The 18,539-nt window shown below is 55.0% G+C and carries 18 protein-coding genes; 10 read left to right on the top strand and 8 right to left on the bottom strand.

Annotation, left to right across the window (positions count from 1 at the left end; translation table 11 throughout):
* Positions 1-68: 68 nt before the first annotated feature.
* The gene (locus G364_RS0111750) at positions 69-1,856 is read left to right on the top strand and encodes an ABC transporter ATP-binding protein (RefSeq protein WP_019935341.1); all 1,788 of its coding nucleotides are present in this window, start codon (positions 69-71) and stop codon (positions 1,854-1,856) included.
* Here the strand turns inward: G364_RS0111750 and G364_RS0111755 are convergent, their stop codons facing one another.
* Positions 1,857-2,153, bottom strand: coding sequence for a YebG family protein (locus tag G364_RS0111755; protein ID WP_019935342.1), 297 nt, complete (start codon positions 2,151-2,153; stop codon positions 1,857-1,859).
* Between the two features lie 263 nt (positions 2,154-2,416).
* Between G364_RS0111755 and G364_RS0111760 the strand changes: the two genes are divergently transcribed.
* From G364_RS0111760 to G364_RS0111770, 3 genes are all read left to right on the top strand, one after another.
* The gene (locus tag G364_RS0111760; RefSeq protein ID WP_019935343.1) at positions 2,417-3,316 is read left to right on the top strand and encodes a DNA replication terminus site-binding protein; all 900 of its coding nucleotides are present in this window, start codon (positions 2,417-2,419) and stop codon (positions 3,314-3,316) included.
* Between the two features lie 63 nt (positions 3,317-3,379).
* Positions 3,380-4,570 (top strand): Bcr/CflA family multidrug efflux MFS transporter, encoded by a 1,191-nt coding sequence (locus G364_RS0111765; protein WP_019935344.1) that lies wholly within the window; start codon positions 3,380-3,382, stop codon positions 4,568-4,570.
* 105 nt (positions 4,571-4,675) lie between these two features.
* Positions 4,676-5,866, top strand: a complete 1,191-nt coding sequence (locus G364_RS0111770) for an amino acid aminotransferase (RefSeq protein ID WP_019935345.1) — start codon at positions 4,676-4,678, stop codon at positions 5,864-5,866.
* 67 nt (positions 5,867-5,933) lie between these two features.
* On the opposite strand, the gene G364_RS0111775 is transcribed toward G364_RS0111770, so the two are convergent.
* Positions 5,934-7,556, bottom strand: coding sequence for a methyl-accepting chemotaxis protein (locus tag G364_RS0111775; protein ID WP_019935346.1), 1,623 nt, complete (start codon positions 7,554-7,556; stop codon positions 5,934-5,936).
* A gap of 211 nt (positions 7,557-7,767) precedes the next feature.
* Between G364_RS0111775 and G364_RS16520 the strand changes: the two genes are divergently transcribed.
* From G364_RS16520 to G364_RS0111795, 4 genes are all read left to right on the top strand, one after another.
* A complete protein-coding gene (locus G364_RS16520) occupies positions 7,768-9,102 on the top strand; it encodes a paraquat-inducible protein A (protein ID WP_156816503.1) in 1,335 nt (444 codons plus the stop codon).
* A complete protein-coding gene (gene pqiB / locus G364_RS0111785) occupies positions 9,095-10,732 on the top strand; it encodes an intermembrane transport protein PqiB (protein WP_019935348.1) in 1,638 nt (545 codons plus the stop codon). The genes G364_RS16520 and pqiB overlap by 8 nt, the downstream gene beginning before the upstream one ends.
* Complete coding sequence (locus G364_RS0111790; protein WP_019935349.1) at positions 10,732-11,325, top strand: PqiC family protein; 594 nt, start codon at positions 10,732-10,734, stop codon at positions 11,323-11,325. The genes pqiB and G364_RS0111790 overlap by 1 nt, the downstream gene beginning before the upstream one ends.
* Positions 11,326-11,419: 94 nt before the next feature.
* Positions 11,420-11,971 carry a histidine phosphatase family protein gene (locus G364_RS0111795; RefSeq protein ID WP_019935350.1) on the top strand — a complete coding sequence of 184 codons (552 nt, stop codon included), beginning with the start codon at positions 11,420-11,422 and terminating at the stop codon, positions 11,969-11,971.
* 69 nt (positions 11,972-12,040) lie between these two features.
* Here G364_RS0111795 and G364_RS0111800 read toward each other — a convergent pair whose 3' ends face one another.
* Together G364_RS0111800 and G364_RS0111805 are read right to left on the bottom strand one after the other, a co-directional pair.
* Entirely contained in the window at positions 12,041-12,553 is a 513-nt protein-coding gene (locus G364_RS0111800; protein ID WP_019935351.1) for a lipocalin family protein, read from the bottom strand.
* 3 nt (positions 12,554-12,556) lie between these two features.
* The gene (locus G364_RS0111805) at positions 12,557-13,675 is read right to left on the bottom strand and encodes a mechanosensitive ion channel family protein (RefSeq protein ID WP_019935352.1); all 1,119 of its coding nucleotides are present in this window, start codon (positions 13,673-13,675) and stop codon (positions 12,557-12,559) included.
* A 252-nt stretch (positions 13,676-13,927) separates the two neighbouring features.
* Here G364_RS0111805 and G364_RS0111810 point away from each other — a divergent pair, with 252 nt between their 5' ends.
* Positions 13,928-14,476, top strand: a complete 549-nt coding sequence (locus tag G364_RS0111810; protein WP_019935353.1) for an OmpA family protein — start codon at positions 13,928-13,930, stop codon at positions 14,474-14,476.
* Between the two features lie 51 nt (positions 14,477-14,527).
* On the opposite strand, the gene G364_RS16875 is transcribed toward G364_RS0111810, so the two are convergent.
* From G364_RS16875 to G364_RS0111825, 3 genes are all read right to left on the bottom strand, one after another.
* A complete protein-coding gene (locus G364_RS16875; RefSeq protein WP_019935354.1) occupies positions 14,528-14,992 on the bottom strand; it encodes a hypothetical protein in 465 nt (154 codons plus the stop codon).
* 108 nt (positions 14,993-15,100) lie between these two features.
* A complete protein-coding gene (locus G364_RS0111820) occupies positions 15,101-15,277 on the bottom strand; it encodes a DUF1289 domain-containing protein (RefSeq protein ID WP_019935355.1) in 177 nt (58 codons plus the stop codon).
* Positions 15,274-15,633 (bottom strand): hypothetical protein, encoded by a 360-nt coding sequence (locus tag G364_RS0111825; protein ID WP_026344876.1) that lies wholly within the window; start codon positions 15,631-15,633, stop codon positions 15,274-15,276. Before G364_RS0111825 ends, G364_RS0111820 begins: the two co-directional genes overlap by 4 nt.
* A gap of 140 nt (positions 15,634-15,773) precedes the next feature.
* Between G364_RS0111825 and G364_RS0111830 the strand changes: the two genes are divergently transcribed.
* A complete protein-coding gene (locus G364_RS0111830; RefSeq protein ID WP_019935357.1) occupies positions 15,774-16,454 on the top strand; it encodes a Dph6-related ATP pyrophosphatase in 681 nt (226 codons plus the stop codon).
* On the opposite strand, the gene G364_RS0111835 is transcribed toward G364_RS0111830, so the two are convergent.
* Positions 16,439-18,373, bottom strand: a complete 1,935-nt coding sequence (locus G364_RS0111835; protein ID WP_019935358.1) for a methyl-accepting chemotaxis protein — start codon at positions 18,371-18,373, stop codon at positions 16,439-16,441. The two genes, G364_RS0111830 and G364_RS0111835, sit on opposite strands and share 16 nt — an antisense overlap.
* Positions 18,374-18,539 lie beyond the last annotated feature (166 nt).

Here is an 18,539-nt window from a genome sequence, read left to right on the forward strand (position 1 = left end):
CAGAGAGTTAACGGTTTTGGGTTAACTTACCTCCCCTTCGGGCAAATGAAAACCAAAGATGGTGATGAATGGATAAAAAAGATTCAAACAGCCGGGTTTTGCACTGGTCCGGCCTGATCAGCATGATGCGGCGACATAAAAAACAGCTGATCAGAGCCCACCTGCTGGCCATTGCCGGCACCCTGCTGGCGGTGCCTGTTCCCCTGCTGATGCCATTGCTGGTAGACGAAGTGCTGCTTGAGCAACCCGGCAGCCTGATTGCAGCCCTGAACCCCATATTGCCTGACAACTGGCAGACCGGAGTGGGGTATATTTTAGCGGTGCTGGTGGTGACACTGTTGCTGCGCGTTATGGCCCTGGTATTCAATATTTTGCAGGGCCGGCAGTTTGCCCGGGTAGCCAAACACATTACCTTTCAGATCCGCCAGCGTCTTACCCGCCAGCTGATGCGCACGCCCATGCGCACCTTTGAATCTGTGGGGGCAGGCAGTGTCAGCTCCCACTACATCACCGATGTGGAAACTCTTGACAAATTTCTGGGCGAAACCCTGAGCCGGCTGCTGATAAGCCTGCTGAGTGTGATAGGCACTGCCGTGGTGCTGTTGCTGCTGAACTGGCAGCTGGGGCTGTTTATTCTGCTGCTTAACCCTGTGGTAGTGTTTTTTTCGAGCCGGCTCGGCTCAAAGGTAAAGTATCTCAAACGCAATGAGAACAAGGCTTTTGAGCTGTTTCAGCAGGCGCTGGTAGAAACCCTGGACGGCATTCAGGAAATTCGTGCGGCCAACCGGGAGCGCCACTATCTGCGCCGGGTCATCGACAGGGCCCGTGGCGTACGGGATACCGCCATTGAATATCACTGGAAAAGCGAAGCAGCCGGAAAGGCCAGTTTTCTGCTGTTTCTGTCCGGGGTGGAGTTATTTCGGGCCGTTGGCATGATCATGGTGTTGTTTACCGATCTTACTGTAGGTCAGATCTTTGCGGTGTTCAGCTACCTCTGGTTTATGATGGGGCCGGTACAGGAGTTGCTCAATATGCAGTATTCCTTCTATGCCGCCGATGCCGCTCGTAAACGCATTAACAGCATGCTGGCACTGGGCGGCGAGCCTGAGAGTCAGGGCCGCGTTAATCCTTTTACCGGCACCACTACCCTGCCCATTGATGTCAATCATCTGAGCTTTTCGTACGATGGTGAACGAAAAGTGCTGGATGACGTAAGCCTGAGCATTGCCGCCGGTGAAAAGGTCGCTCTGGTGGGTGCCAGTGGTGGTGGCAAGTCCACTTTTATTCAGCTGTTGCTGGGGCTTTACCCTGCCGACAGCGGCGATATTCGTTTTGGCGGTGTCAGCTGCAAGGATATTGGCTTTTCCACCATTCGCGAGCATGTGGCCACCGTGCTGCAGCAGCCGGTGCTATTTAACGATACGGTGCGGGCCAACCTGAATCTGGGTGACGAACACCATGATGATGCCATCTGGCAGGCACTGAAGGTGGCACAGCTTGATGAGGTCGTAGCGGCCATGGACAAGGGCCTGGATACGGAAGTGGGCCGGCGGGGAGTACGGCTCTCGGGCGGGCAACAACAGCGGCTGGCAGTGGCCCGCATGATCCTGAAAGACCCCGCCATTGTGATTCTGGATGAGGCCACCTCGGCGCTGGATACCGATACCGAGCAGCGGCTGCATCAGGCCATGTCCGGTTTTCTTAAAGGCCGCACCACCCTGATAGTGGCGCACCGGTTAAGTTCAGTACGCCAGGCAGACAGGGTAATCGTATTTGAAGACGGAAAAATCAGTCAGTCGGGCACTCATCATGAGTTGCTCGACCAGCCGGGGTTATATCGCACCCTGTACAGCTGATCAGGCAACGGCCTTTACTGCCTTGTTATCTTCATTGCCGGCATCAGTGCTCTGCTTGCCGGCAGCTTTTACCGGCTTTTTCTTGGATCCCGCCAGCGCCTGCTGGTTTTCTGCCAGATACAGCGCCAGCGCTTCCCTGTCTTGCTCGTTAAGTGCGACCGGTGCCCCTTCCAGCACGGTTTCGATATGTTCAGCCTGATCGAGCAGCCGGTCATAGGCATCGGCTTCTTTTTTGTTGGTGAAGATCATCTTCTCAATCCCATTACGCACAACACGATATTGAACTTCTACAGCCATAGTGGACTCCTTATCTGTATAAACATACAGTAAACAAGCATCCCTGTTATTTCAAGGGTTAACTGGCAGCCCTGCTATTAAAGGCTAAAATTTGTAAAGGGAGCGCCTGTCTGGCGTTCTCTTAGCGCACGGCTCAGTCAATGAGCCATTCCCCTGAGCCAGGTACACGGATTTCGTACCTGGCTTTTTTTGTGCTGGCTTACTGGCAAACAACGCCGATCTGTATTAGATTAAAAGCTTATATTTGTATGTTGGCATAACTTATGTTTACTCTGGCCGCCGAATTACGTCACACCATGGATCAACTGGAGCTGGCTCTGGCAGAGCTTAACCAGCACCTGCGCCAGCAGGCAGGATCAGCGCCGGTAGCTGCCGCCTGGTTGCTGCCGCAAACACCCACGGGCAAAGAGCACGAGCCGGTAGAGATCATCACCATAGAAGAACACATGGCCGGCCTTCCTGCCCTTGATGCAGCCCTTGCCGCCTTTGGCCGCTGGCATATCTCGCCCGGTTGCTCCGCCAAAGCCAGCTTTCGGCTGCCGGGCTTTGTGCTGCTCCCTGCAGCCAGCCACTCAGTCATCGCTCCTCTGGTAGAAGAGGTGAATCACCTTAAGCAGACCTTTCGTGCTCTGGTACAGCGACTGGACGACAAAGACAAAAAGTTCACTCTGGTGCACGACACCTTTCCGGGTCTGATCACCCTGCAGGTATATCGTCAGCTCACGCTGCTGCCCCATACCGCTTCACGGCTAGGCTTTACCTGGGCCAACAAGCAAATTATTCAGAAGGTAGACAAGATAAAACTGGTGGAGCAACTTATGCAAAGCCGGCTCTCCCCTCCTCCGCTGGTGGATGAGCACACCTGGCTGCAATGTATCGACCGTGAAATTTACGATGTAAAACGTCTGCCCGCTCACATTGAACTGCGCCTGCGCCGGCCAGTCAAAACCCATCCCATGGTCAATGTGCGCTGGCATGAACAGCTCACACCCCGTCAGCAGCAATTCAAGGCGCACCTGCCGCTGATATTGTGCCAGGATGAACTGCCGGCAGTCACGCCGTTGGGAAACTATCCTCCCGCAAACACCCGCAAGCGACGCAGTGCGCGCATTGGCGGTGAGCCCTTGATTCCGCGGCTGCATATTTATCCGTATCAGCCCTGACATACTGCTGAGTGGCAGTGTTATCATGGCATAATGTTTCTTTTGTAACTGCTGGAGCCCGAAATGGCGCTGCCCCTTTCATTACTGTTGCTGCTGGCAAGCCTGGCCGGGCTGACGCCCCTTGCCATCGACATGTATCTCCCCAGCCTGCCCACCATTGCTGAAGATCTGGGTGTGCCCGTGTCACAGGCACAGCTGACCATCAGTGTTTATCTGGCCGGCTTTGCGCTGGGCCAGCTGTTTTACGGGCCGCTGGCCGATGCCACCGGGCGCAAGCCGGTGATGCTCGGCGGACTGGCGCTGTTTACCCTGGCAAGCCTGGGCTGTGCCTTTGCTAACAGCATTGAAACCCTGATGACCTTTCGGTTGCTGCAGGCACTGGGCGGGGCCGCCGGATCTGTGGTGCTCAACGCGCTGCTCAGAGACATGTTTGAGCGGGACATGTTCGCCAGAGTCATGTCCATGGTCATTCTGGTGATGACACTGGCACCGCTGGTGGCTCCCATTATTGGCGGCTATCTGTTGCTGGTGGGGCACTGGCACAGCATTTTTGTGCTGCTGGCAGTCATTGGTGCCCTGGTCTCGGTCGCGCTGGCGTTGCGCATTCCGGAAACCTTAAAGCCCGAGCACCGGCAATCGTTTCGTATCTGGCCGGTGCTGCAGAACTACAGCCGGGTGCTGCGCCATCGCGCCGCCCTGGGTTACATTGGCTGTGGCGGTCTCACTACCGCCGCCATGTTTGCGTTTATTTCCGGCTCGCCGCTGGTCTATATCGAGTTGTATGGTGTCCCTCCCGAGCGCTATGGTCTGCTGTTTGCCCTGAACATAGTGCTGATGATGGTGCTGACCTTTGCCAACAGCCGGCTGGTAAAACACCTGGGCAGTGATCGTCTGCTGAAAACCGGCCTGATACTGGCGGCGGTAGCGGCGATGGCGCTGCTGTTTTTTGGCATCACCGGCATCGGTGGTCTGTGGGGGCTGGTGCCCGCCATTATGCTGCTGATAGCGCAAATCAGTCTGGTGGGGGCCAATTCCATGGCCGGGCTGCTCAGTCATTTTCCCGAGTCGGCAGGCACTGCCTCGGCGCTGGCCGGCACAGTGCGCTTTGGTCTGGGTGCGCTGGCCACCTTTGCGGTCAATGCCAGCCATGCCCTTTCTGCCCTGCCCATGACCCTGGTGATGAGCCTGTGCGCCTGGCTGGCGCTGGCCAGCTATTGGTTACTGGTGCGGCCGGCGCTGACAGCACCAGCATAATTTATGCAACAGCAGCCCTTTTTTTACTACCGGTGCAAGTGATATAACTAAAAGGCATCGCTTTGCGATCACATTCGCTTTTATCAAGAAGGAATTGACAACACTATGTTTGAGAAGGTCACTGCTGCTCCGGCGGATCCTATTCTGGGTCTGACCGATGCGTTCCGCAAAGATGCCCGTACCGATAAAATCAATCTGGGCGTAGGTATCTACAAAGACGAAGCCGGTCAGACCCCGGTACTGCGCTGTGTCAAAAAGGCTGAAGCCCGCCTGGTGCAAGAGCAAACCACCAAAAACTATCTCAGCATAGAAGGCATTGAGGCCTATGGTCAGGTAGTACAGAAGCTGCTGTTTGGTGATGGTGCCGCCATTATTGCCGACAAACGTGCCCGCACCGCTCAGGCACCGGGCGGCACTGGTGCCCTGCGCATTGCCGGCGAGTTTATTGCCCGTCAGCTGGACACCAACACCATCTGGATCTCCAATCCTACCTGGGCCAACCACAGAGCCGTGTTTACCGCAGCCGGCCTTGAAGTAAAAGAATACGGCTACTATAACGCCGACACCAAGGATCTCGACTTTGACGCCATGCTCGCCAGCCTGGAAGATGCCAAAGCCGGTGATGTGGTGCTGTTCCACGGCTGCTGCCACAACCCTACCGGCATTGATCCCACTCAGGCGCAGTGGCAGCAACTGGCCAAACTGGCCGCCGACAAGGGCTGGCTGCCCATGTTCGACTTTGCCTACCAGGGCTTTGCTCAGGGTACGGAAGAAGACGCCTATGGCCTGCGTGAGTTTGCCAAACACAATGCCGAGTTGCTGATTGCCAGTTCTTTTTCCAAGAACTTCGGCCTCTACAACGAGCGTGTGGGTGCCTTTACCCTGGTTGCCGCTGATGAAGACACCGCCAATACCAGCTTCAGCCAGGTGAAAGCCATTATTCGCGCCAACTACTCCAACCCGCCGTCTCATGGTGCCAACGTGGTGGCCATGGTCGCCAACGATCCTGAGCTGTATGCCGACTGGCAGGCCGAGCTCAAGGAAATGCGCGACCGCATTCAGGAAATGCGCACCCTGTTTGTGGAGAAGCTGGCCGCCCGTGGTGTTAATCAGGACTTCAGCTTTATTGCCCGTCAAAATGGCATGTTCTCGTTCTCGGGTCTGTCCAAAGAGCAGGTAGCCCGCCTGAAAGACGAGTTTGGTATCTACATTGTTGGCTCCGGCCGTATCAGTGTGGCCGGTATTACCAAGGCCAATATCGACGCTCTGTGCGACGGCATTGCTGCCGTACTGTAAGCAGGTACGCCGCTGACAGCAAAAAGCCCCGCACAGCGGGGCTTTTTTATTGCGGTAAGAATTGTGCTTAAATCACAAAGCGGCTGACCAGACTGTTCAGCTCACCGGCAAGGCGCGCCAGCTCCTGGCTGGAAGCACTGGTCTGGTTGGCACCGGCCGCACTCTGTACCGACAGATCCCTGATATTCACCAGATTGCCATCCACTTCCCGCGACACATGCGCCTGCTCTTCCGCCGCACTGGCAATGGCGATATTGCGATCATTAATACCGGCAATGCTGGTGGCAATCTGCGCCAGCGCTTCACCGGCCTCACGGGCAATATTAAGAGTGCCGCTGGTACGCTCATTGCTGCTCTTCATGGCAATAACCGCATTCTGAGATCCTTGCTGCACCGCCTGGATCATCTGTTCAATTTCCTTGGTCGACTCCTGAGTGCGATATGCCAGCGCCCTGACTTCATCGGCTACCACCGCAAAACCGCGGCCCGACTCACCGGCCCGGGCAGCTTCAATGGCAGCGTTCAGTGCCAGCAGGTTGGTCTGATCGGCAATGGCCCGGATCACATCCAGCACTGTGGTGATGTCATTTACCCGCACCGCCAGACTCTCTATATTACCCATGGTTTCGCCAATTTCACCGGCCAGGCCTTCAATTGAAGTGACCGTCTGGCCCACCCGGTCCCGGCCGAACTGAGCACGCTCATCCGCCAGCTCCGACTCACGGGATGTACTGGACGCATTGCGCGCCACCTCTTCTACTGCTGTGGTCATTTCGGTAACCGCGGTAGCGGCCTGCTCCAGCTCCTGGCTTTGCTGATGCAGGCCTCTGGTCGACGCTTCTGTCACCGAGCTGAGCTGCTCGGAGGTAGAAGCAAGCTGATGAGAGGAGTCGCTGATAAGCCGCACTGTTTCTTTCAGGCTGTTCTGCATTTGCTGCAATGACTGCAGCAGGCGGGCAGGCTCATCATTCCCTTCCACGTTTACCGGCCAGGTCAAATCACCACCGGCAATGACTTTGGCTACTTTTACTGCATCGCTGATCGGGTGCACTATACTGCGGGTCAGCAGCAGAGCCAGCACGCTCATACCCGCCAGCGCCAGCAGCAGCAAGCCAACTATCGCATTACGCGACAGAGCATAAACCTCATCGGTTTCAGTATTGGTCTGGTCAATGCGCTGATGCTGTACCTGATTCAGCTCACGCAGCAGATCGGCCAGCTGCTCGGCCAGGGGAGCCAGCTCCAGCCGCGACGCCAGGTTGGCACCGGCCAGATCGCCTCGCTCGGCCTGACGCATAATGCGTTCGTTGGCCTGCCAGTAGCGCGCTTCCACGGTTTCAAAACGCTGCAGCAACTCACGCACTTCCGGCATTTGCGCCAAACCGTCATATTCACGTTTAAACTCAGCAAGCTTGCGTTTGGCCGCTTCCAGATTGGCCCGGGATTCGGCCCGTTTGTCCGGCTCGGCCGAATTTGCCAGCGCCAGGCTGTGCAGACGAATGCGAAGAAATTCCTTATCAATATTTTCTACGGCTGTCAGGCTGGGAACCCGATGCATCGACAGTATGGTTATTTGATCATTAAGCCTGTCCAGCTGCAGAATACTGAGCATGCCCAGAATCAACATCAGTGCGCCAATCACACCAAACGACAGGGCAGCCCTCAGGCCAATATTTATATTACGCAACACGCTTGCATGCTCTCCTTTTCAATTTATTACAACATTGTCATCAAACCGTCATGACACATTCATCTTATCGGCAGCGGTACCAAAACATGACTAAAAATGTGATCTGTGTTGCTAAGTGAAGATTATATGTACAGGGGTGTGATTCGACTTTATTACTGATAGGTAACTATCGTAGTATCAAGGCACTGATTTTATTTGCATTAGGTCATCTTTGAGCACGCATCGCCCTCAGCAGCAGCCAGTTTCATGTTCCGACCGCCGGCCATTGATTTCCCGCCGCCGGTTGCGGGTATGCCATGAGTGCGATCTGGTGGTGGCCCTGCCGTCATTATCGCCGGGGCAAAAAGCTGACTGTCCCCGCTGCGGACATACCCTGGTACGTCGTCATGCCAATCCGGCAGAGCGTTCTCTGGCTCTGGCGCTGGCAACTCTTATCACCCTGGCGCTGTCGGTGGCCTTTCCCTTTATCGGCTTTGAGTTCAGCGGCATCGGTAACCGCATTGAGCTGACCGAGAGTGCATCAACGCTTATTGGCCTGCATCAGCCACTGGTGGCCCTGTGTGTGCTGCTCACAGTCATTATTCTGCCGCTGGTTTATCTGCTCAGCGTGTGCTGGCTGTGCATTGGCATGCTGTTGGGACATCCGCTGCCCCGCAGCCCGCAAATTGCGCGTACCCTGCGTCATGTTTCTCCCTGGATGATGGCGGATGTATTTGTGATTGGCACCCTGGTCAGCCTGATCAAGGTGGTCGGCATGGCTGAAATAGAACTGGGGCTGTCATTCTGGACCTTCTGTGGTTTCGCTGTTCTGCTGCTTAAAACCACTCAGTCAGTGGACAAGGACTGGCTATGGTTTTCGTTAGATCGCACAGGCATGGCGCCGCCGGGCACCCGGGCCGGCCTCACCGCCAGTGAGCAAAACCTGTGCGGCTGTGACACCTGTGGCCTGGTCAATGATATTGCACAAACGCGTAAACCTCGCTGCCGCCGCTGCGACGAGCCCCTGCATCCCTGGCATGGCATTAACAATCAGGCCACCCTGGCACTGCTGGCCGCTGCTATTGTGATGTATCTGCCTGCCAACCTGTATCCCATTATGGTAACGACCTCCCTGGGCAGCAGCTCGCCTTCTACCATTATTGGCGGTGTGCTGTTGTTTATTCAGCACGGTGACTGGCCCATTGCCTTTATTATTTTCACTGCCAGTGTGCTGGTGCCGGTGAGTAAAATTCTGGCACTGCTGTGGCTGTGTTATGTGGTGAAGCAGGAAAAAGCGGGGCTTAACCGCATGAATCGCATTCGGCTCTATCGCATTACCGAGTTTGTGGGCCGCTGGTCCATGGTGGATGTATTCGTGGTGGCCATTCTGGTCGCCCTTATTCGCAACGGCAATCTGATGTCTATCGAGCCCGGCCCTGCCGCCCTTGCCTTTGCAGCTGTGGTAATCCTGACCATGCTGGCCGCCATGCTGTTTGATCAGCGCAGTATCTGGGTCGGTGCCAACCCGAAAAATAATGATAACTCCAAGGAATCCAATCATGCCTGAGTCTTCCCGCGCTGAGCGTAAAACCCAGCGCTCGCTGTCGCCCATCTGGATAGTCCCGCTGGTGGCCGTGCTCATCGGTGCCTGGATGATCTATGACAACCTCAGCAAACTGGGGCCGTCCATTACATTGGTGATGGATAACGCAGAAGGCATTGAAGCCGGCAAGACCCTGATAAAAACCCGCAATGTAGAAGTGGGCCGGGTTGAGAAGGTCAATCTGTCAGACGATCTGCAACACGCGGTAATCACCGCCCGCATGAGTCCCCAGGCTGAGGATATGCTTAATACCGAAACCCGGTTCTGGGTGGTCAAGCCGCGCATTGGCCGGGAAGGCATCAGCGGGCTGAATACCGTGCTTTCCGGTGCCTACATACAACTGCTGCCGGGCAACAGCAAAGAGTCTCTGCGCCGCTTTCAGGTGCTGGATCAGCCTCCGGTAGCCCCGCCCGACGCCGCCGGCATTCGCATTAACCTTGTCAGTCAGGTGGGCAATGCCATCAGCACGGGAGATCCGGTGACTTATCAGGGATATACAGTGGGCCGGGTTGAGCACAGCGAGTTTGATGCCGAAAAGCGGGAAATGCAGCTTCGCCTGTATATTCAGGCCCCCTATGACTCGCTGGTCACTACCACTACCCGTTTCTGGACCAGTGGTGGCATTGATATGCGGCTCGACTCTCAGGGCTTTCGCGTAAAAGTCGGCTCACTGGAATCACTGGTGGGTGGCGGTATTACCTTTGGCGTACCGGAAAATACCCCTATGGGAAAAAAGGCCAGAGCCAACGCCAGCTATACGCTGTTTGCCGATGAAGAAAGCGCCAATGAAGGCAGTTATGATCAATATCTGGAATATGTGCTGCTGGTAGACGATACGGTCAGAGGGCTGGAGCCCGGTGCACCGGTAGAGTATCGCGGTGTGCGCATTGGCTCTGTGGTCAGCGTACCCTGGCAGTTTACCGCGCCACAACCCGACTCTCTCAGCCGGTTTGCCATTCCGGTATTAATCCGTATTGAGCCCCAGCGTTTCGACAACGAACTGCAGACCATTGATGAGGACCAATGGTATGCCCGCTTTGAACGTATGTTCAGCCACGGTATGCGGGCCTCATTAAAAGCCGGCAACCTGCTGACCGGCGCCCTGTTTGTGGATCTTAATTTTCATAAGGAAGTGCCGGCATTTGAGAAAATGACCTTTGTGCAGCGCCGCGTGTTTCCCACCACCTCGGGCAGCTTTGCCCAGATTGAGCAAAAAGTGTCTAACCTGCTCGACAAATTCAACAACCTGAACATAGAGCCGGTAGTCGACAACCTGAACAAAACCCTGGCAAGCACTGAGCAGACCATGGAGAAAATAAACCGCATTGCCGCCTCGGTTGACCGGCTGCTGGCAGATCCGGCGACCACTGAGCTGCCCGCCAATGTTAACCAGACCCTGCGCCAGCTCAGTCATACGCTTGAGGGCTTTGCTCCCGACTCACAAGGCTATAACGAGCTGACCCGGACTCTGTCACGGCTGGAAAAACTGATGGCAGATATGCAGCCGGTGCTGCGCACGCTGAACGATCAGCCCAATGCCCTGATCTTTGACCGTAAACCCACTCAGGATCCTCAACCAAAGGCGGCCAGATAATGCTCAAAAAACACATGAAACATCTAGCCCCGGTACTGCTGGCACTCACCCTGGCTGGCTGTGCTGGCTCCGATAACAGCGCCGGCCAGGCCGACTACCTGCTGCCGGAAAGCCCGGCCGCCGAGCAGTATTCAGCCAGACTGTCGGTGATGGTTGCCCCGCTTGATACTGCTGCCTTTCTCGACAGTGACGGCGTTGTTATGCAGATCAGCAGCATTGAAGTTCACCAGGCACGCAATCACTTGTGGGCAGAGCCCCTGCCCGCTCAATTGCGCCAGTTGCTGATTCACCGGCTTCAGTCTGCGCTGCCCGAGTCTCAGATTATTCAGCGCGGTCAGCCGCAGCATGCCTTGCCTGTGCGTGAAGTAAGGCTGAGGCTGGATCGCTTTCAAGGGCACTATGACGGTGTAGCCCTGATCCGTGGCCACTGGCAGATCCTTGATCAAGAAAAAAAACTGCTGAAACAGCGCGCCTTCAGCATTGAATCTCCGCTCCGGGCAGACGGCTATCCCGAGCTGGTACGGGCACTGGCGGCGGGCTGGGAGCAGCTGGCAGACGAGCTGGCGTCCACGCTGAATGAAATTCCGGGCTGATACAGCCGCTGAGAAGCAACCCCGGAAATTCCGGTCATTTTTGTAATCGCAAGCACAATGGCCGTTATGCGGCCACCGGCAAAGAGGATACGGAATGTTTCTGAAAATATTACTGTTACTGCTGCTGTTACCACTTGCTGTTAACGCGGACGATGCCAGTGCCTGGCAGGCCCTGAAGGATGGCAACGCCATGTTACTTATGCGTCACACCCATGCCCCCGGAAACGGCGTGGCTACCGCCGTCATTCTGAACGACTGCAGCACTCAGCGTAATCTTGATGAGCAAGGCAAACGGGAAGCCGGAGACTGGGGAGAGCGGCTGCGCCGGCACGGCATTACCGAGGCAAGGGTATACAGCAGCCAGTTTTGCCGTGCACTTGAAACCGCCAGATTACTGAACGTGGGAGAGGTTGAGCCCGCTCCTGCGCTGAACTCATTTTTCCTGACCCGCGAACGTCGTTCGGCGCAAACCGAGCAACTCAAACAGTTTATTACCGGGCTGGAGCCCGGCCTGCCCATTGTGATGATCAGCCATCAGGTTAATATCTCGGCACTGACCAGCCGCTTTCCTGCCGCCGGTGAAGCACTGATCCTGGCTTTCCCGTTAACAGGCCGGCCTGAGGTACTTGCCAGTATTCGCCCCTGAACTTGTGACGTCAGCTCAGGAGGCGATTTGTTAGCCTATTTCAGGGCTGCAATTGTATGTTGGCATAAACTATTCCCGATGAGATACAAAGATCAGCTTATCGGTATCAAAACCGGCGTCAGCGGCCTTTTCCAGCAAGGCTTGCTGCACCGCGGGATCCAGTTCAGGGGTGCGCGCCAGCAACCATAAATAGTCCCGGTTCGGGCCCGACACCAGCGCATGCTGATAGTCGTCATCCAGCGCAAACACCACATAAGCACCATAAAAAGGCCCGAAAAAAGACACCTTAAGGTGTGCCGTATCAGGGCTGTCTACAAAATAGGCCTTGCCCTCTGCTTCCTTCCATTCATTGTTTGCGGCATCAAAACCACGGTTAATCACTTTTACACCGCCATCATCACGCAGGCTGTACTCGGCGGTTACTTGCTCCAGCCCCCGCTCAAAACTGTGATCCAGCCGGGCAATTTCATACCAGGTGCCCAGATAGCGGTTAAGCTCAAAACCCGATACCGGCGTAATGCCATCCGGTTTGCCGGCACAAGCCGTCAGCAGTAACAGCAATGCAAATAACCCCTTGCGCATCCTTTATTCCTCTTGGTGTTGGTTGGTATTGGTTCTGGCCTGTTGAAGTTGCAGGTGTGGCACCGGAATGTCAATGCCTGCCTCGGCCAGCGCCACGCGAATGGACTCCAGCAACTCACAGGAAATGCGACCTTTCACTTCCACGTCCTGAGCACTGACCCACACCTGGGCACTCAGGATCTGGGCAGAGTCTGCCAGCTCTCGCATCTGCACTCTGGACGATAACATCTCATTATTAATGGCCCTGGGATGCGCCTGTAAAATAGGCATAATCACACTGCGCACCCGTGCTATGGGCTCGTTCAGCCCTACTCTCAGCGGAATGCGAATGCGGGTTGCGCCCTCGGCGCTGAAGTTCACAATATCTGACGTGGCCACACTGTCGTTGGGGATCATGGTGAACACATTGTCACGGGTGCGCAGCCAGGTGGTTCTGAAGGCAATCCGTACCACTCTGCCTTCCTGGCCATGAATACAAACCCAGTCGCCAATACGAAAAGGCCGCTCTATCAGCAGCATAATACCGGCAATAAAATTGGACAGCGTAGACTGAGCCGCAAAGCCCACCGCTATGCCCACTATGCCCAGACCGGCAATAATAGACAGCACATCAAACCCGAACTGCGCCATCACCGTAATGGCCCCCAGCGCCATTAATGTGACCGACAGGGTATTTTTGCACAGCTGCACCAGTGAAGAGTCCAGATGACGGCGTGACAGGCGATTAATCAGGCCACGCGACAGCAGCGCCCACACCAGATAAAACGACAGCGCCATCAGGCCGGCACGGGCAGTGCCCTTTAACACGCCCTGCTCGGCACCAAACTGCGCCAGCACCGCCACCACCATGGCCAGCCCCAGCAAATAGCGCAACAACACAATACCGGTACGAAACGGTGCCTCACCATGGCCAAGTCGCCCCAGCACCCAGCGCAGCACAGTGCGGCCCAGCATATACAGAATGCCAAACAGCAGCACTATCATCAGGGTTACCAGCAGCTGGCCAACACCATAGATAAGCAGCTCCTGCCAGTTCAGCCCTTCCAGTCCCAGGGCTTCTCCAGTTTCATACAGGCTCTTCTCAAACTGTTGCCACAGCAGTGCTATGTCCTGTTCATTCATGTAGTTACCCTCAGGAAAGGCAATAAACGCCTGTCAAAAAATATAGCAGCCAGGGCCAAAAGCTGTGTCAAACGAATCGCCACCGACGAGTTTTGTCAGACTGAATATCAAAAAACCGACAAATTTTTATTACAGCTTCTACACTGAAGTGGCTGCAGGTTTGCTGGCTGCAGCATGTGGCAAGGATTAAATAACAAGGATCGACAGCAGCAAGTGCTTGATTGAAAACAGTGATTAATCCGAGGTGTGATAATGAAAATGCTGAAAAAAGCTCCCCTGGCCGTAGTAATTGGTGCCACGCTTCTGCCTGCTCTGGCCATGGCCAACATGCACGGCGGCCATTCCATTGGCCCAAGCGAAGGTGACCGTGAGTTCTCTCTCTCCGGTACTGGTAAAAGCAGCAAGGATTTCGATAACGGCAGCGCCGGTGTCATTGGTGATTACGGCTGGTATCTGTCCGACAGAACCCTGGTGGGTCTGCGTCAGTCCGTTAACTACGCCAGTGTAGAAAATGGTGATGATGTCTGGAACGGCAGCACCAGCGTGTTTGCCGACTACCACTTTGGTCAGGGTGCTGCCCGCCCGTTTGTGGGTGCGTCTCTGGGTGGTATTTATGGTGACGGCGTCAATGATACCGGCATTGCCGGTCTGGAAGCCGGTCTCAAGTATTATGTGCTGCCTTCTACCTTCGTACAGGCCCGCGCTGAATACCAGTTCCTGTTTGATGATGGCGACAGCGCCGAAAACAACTTTGACGACGGTGCCTGGGCCTACACCATTGGTATGGGTCTTAACTTCTAAAAACAGACGTTGTACATAAAAACAGCCCCGAAAGGGGCTGTTTTTTGATGCTCAGGATTGCGGGTTACTGTCGGTCTGGTTCGAAATTTCGTCCGAAGCCGATTCTTCATCTATCAGCTGTATATAAAGCTTGCCGTAATCAATAATCTTGATGTCCAACTGTTTCCCTGGCGGTATCTCTTCTTCCTGAATATTGGTCTTTTCATCTATCACAGCGAGCAGAGTTTCTGTCTGCGCCTTCAAATGTGATGATTTAAGATAGCTGCTCATGCTTAAAACCAACACACCTACAGAAGTAATGGGGCCCGGGTAGGCTTGTATAAACTGCCAGAACGTCATACCGGGAAGACGGTTATAATGGATGGTCTCAGGGCCAAACACCATGGTAGCAAAGCCAACAACGAATAAAATCCACCCTACAGCAGCAACAACTCCAGGAGCGTTGTTAGTGTCCAGGGGAATATCCAGCTCAATTTCTACCGGTAAATCATCAATGCCATAGCGTTTATCAGTCATTTTATCTCCGTGTTATTATTATCAACACGGAATAGTACTTTACTCAAATGGCTACTTCAGGTGACGAAAAATCAAGCGCGACAATAACTGACGCACCACGCCGGCACATCAGCCAAGTTTCACGAGCACACAACGCTCGGCACAGCGCTCAATAATGGTCTGTTTCTCAGTGTCAGGCTTTTCTTGCCAGCCGGCAATCTCATCCACATGACGAAAGCAACCGGCGCACACTCTGTCTTCATTCAGCTTGCAGTAACCAATGCAGGGGCTGGCTACCGCACTCATTCCGCCACCCGCTCCATCACCACATTCACCAGCCCATTGCCCTTCATCAAGGTAGTCTCGTTAACGATGGTCCAGACCTCTTCCTGACCGTCTTTTACAAACACCAGATATTGCTTGCCCGCCGACTCACGCACCAGAATGTCATCAAAATACGTGCGCTCACCATTGTGCTCCATATAGTCTTTGCCAATCACGATCTGCTCACTGCCCACCAGGCCGGAAAAGTCACTCATCAGCTGCGACATCATCTCGTTGGAGGAGTCGGCACGGGTTTCATACACCCCTTCATAGCCATGGTCACAGCCAGACAGCAGAACCAGCAGGGCTGCACAGGCCATATATTTTATTGGTTTCATTATCAAATCACCGGCGAGTTAAAAATGCCTATGATGCCCATGGCCGCCTGAAAAACAAGATCTGTGCATGGCAGACATGCTCATCTCCTTATAATTGATTACAGTATGGTGCATCGGCTCCACCAACAACACAAAACGCCATGAAACAAAAACTGCTTATGTCCTGGAGCAGCGGAAAGGACAGCGCCTGGGCCCTGCATCAGCTGCAGCAAAACGCAGACTATGAAGTAGCCGGACTCTTTACCACGGTCAACCAGGCATTTGAGCGGGTAGCCATGCACGGTGTGCGCACCACTCTGCTGCAACAACAGGCCGATGCCATGGGCCTGCCACTGGAGATCATTCCCCTGCCCTGGCCCTGCAGCAATGAAGATTATCAGCAACTGATGGGTAATTTTGTTGCCCGGGCCAAAGCACAGCATATTACCGCCTTTGGCTTTGGCGATTTATTGCTGGAAGACGTGCGCCAATACCGGGAAGACCGGCTGGCCAACACCGGCATTGAGGCGGTATTTCCCATCTGGCATATCCCAACCGACACCCTGCCTCACAACATGCTTCAAAACGGCATGCGCGCTGTGATCACCTGCCTGGATCCGAACAAGGTGCCAAGAGAGTTTGCCGGCCGTGAGCTAACGGCTGAGCTGCTGGCCCAGCTGCCAGAAGGCACCGATCTCAGTGGCGAAAACGGCGAGTTTCACACTTTTGTGTTTGACGGCCCCATGTTTAAAAAACAGGTTGCCATTACACCGGGAGACATAGTGGAGCGGGACGGCTTTGTTTTTGCCGATTTTTTGCCGGCGCGCTACACCTTAAACTGACTCACCAGAGCGCGCAGGTGCTCGGCACGCTGCTGCAGCTCACCAATGGCTGCCAGTTGCTGCTCGGCATTATGATGGATGCCGGAAGCACTGTCGGAAATAACATGAGCCGACTGGTTAATATGCTCGGCCACCGCGCCCTGCTCTTCCGTGGCGGCTGCCACCTGATGACTGCCGGAGCTGATGGCCTCAAAGCGCTGCTGAATGCTGGCCAGCGCCCGGGCCGACTGCTCGGTGCTTTCTGCCACTCGCTGGCTGCTTTCGGTGCCTTCCCGAATGGCTGCCGTAGACTGACGCGCCGTTTGCTGCAGCCGGCCAATTTGCTCGGAAATTTCCTGGGTGGAGGCTTGGGTGCGCTGCGCCAGACTGCGCACCTCATCGGCCACCACGGCAAAGCCACGGCCCTGCTCACCGGCGCGGGCCGCTTCAATGGCAGCATTCAGCGCCAGCAGGTTGGTCTGCTCGGAAATGGCGTTAATCACTTCCACCACAGAGTTAATGGCATCGGCCTGATCTGCAAAGTCGTTAATGGTGGCTTCAATGTCGGTCATCACCCGGTTGAGCTGGGCCATGGTCTGGGTGGTGAGCGCCATATTCGCATTGGTGCTGCCGGCTTCACCCACGGCAGCTTCGGTGTCGGTGGCAGTGCGCTGGGCAATGCCGGATACTTCCGTGACCGTTTGGCCCATTTCAGTAATGGCGGTGGCCACTTGTTCGGTTTGACCGCGCTGTACGTCGGTGGCTCTGAAGGTATCGTCCGCCAGGTCGGCCAGCTGCTCAATACCACTTTTCATGGCGGTTTCGGTGGCCTTGATTTCTGCCACCAGCTCACGAATTTTACCGATAATGGCATTAAAGCCATGAGCCAGGTGCCCCAGCTCATTGTCGTGACTGTCATCCAGCCGGGTGGTCAAGTCGCCGCCGTTACCGGACATATTCAGCAAGTCGTCACCCACACGACGAATGGCTTTGCCCAGCGCCCGGGCAAACAGCACCGTAATCACCACAAACACCGCCGCCAGCAATACGCTCACCAGCACGGAAGAAGAAATAGCCTCATTAATGGCACCACTTATTTCCGCCGAGGGCAGCACTGCCACCAGCTTAAGGCCGGTTTCCTCAATGGGCTGAGTAGCCAGATAAACCTCTTCCCCGTTAAACCTGGTTTGCTCAAACTCAAAGCTGGCGCTGGTGTTCTCAAGCAACTGCTTCACCGGCTCAAAGCCAGCTAATGCACTCACCTGCTTGCCCACCAGCTCAGATTTGGGGTGGGCGTTAATCACGCCATTGCCATCCACCAGAAACAGATAGCCGTTTTCACCCAAATGGTAACCGGAGATAAGCCCCACCACGGCAGACACATCCTGGCCCATGCCGGCGGCACCCACTCGCTTGCCGTCAATTTCCACCACAGAGTTTACAAACAGCGTCAGTTTGCCGGTGCGCTCGTCCGGATCCAGGTTCAGCACCCGTTGCTGATTGCTGTTTATAAAACGGTAATACCAGTTATCACGCGGATCAGTGGTTGAAATCTGTTTGAACACGCCCGCATCGGTGTAATAAGTGCTGGTTTCGCCTGAAACCCAAAACAGCGTAGAAGCACCGGTGTATTGCTGCTGCTCCCTGAAAAAGCTCATCACGCTGCCATGCATGGGAGAGGCACTTTCGCCCTCACGCATCCAGTCGTGCACCAGGCCGTTGGCAGCCAGATTATCAGACAGCAAAATAGTGGGCAGCAGCTCGGCGCGCACCTGCTCAGCCACCTTGCCCACACTGTTGGGCAGATATTCGCTTTCGGTTTTGCCGTAATACAGCCCGGAAAACCGCTCAACGTTAATAACGGTAGACACCAGCGTCAGTACTGCCAAAGACAGCGTAACAAAAGCAATAAGAATGGTGGTTAACTTGAACTTGTGCATGCCGGCTCCAGGCGGTGTAGTGCTTAGACTTTAGTCTTATCGGCAGTATGAGCATAAAACTGTAGGGCAAATACTGACCGGTTGGTCAGGAGCGGCATGCTAAAGGAATCAATTAAGGCGGGCAAGAACAAAATTCATACGGTCCGGCCGCCGCCGAACCGGATTA

This window comes from Oceanimonas smirnovii ATCC BAA-899 (genome assembly GCF_000381965.1).
GTDB classification, from domain to species: Bacteria; Pseudomonadota; Gammaproteobacteria; order Enterobacterales; family Aeromonadaceae; genus Oceanimonas; species Oceanimonas smirnovii.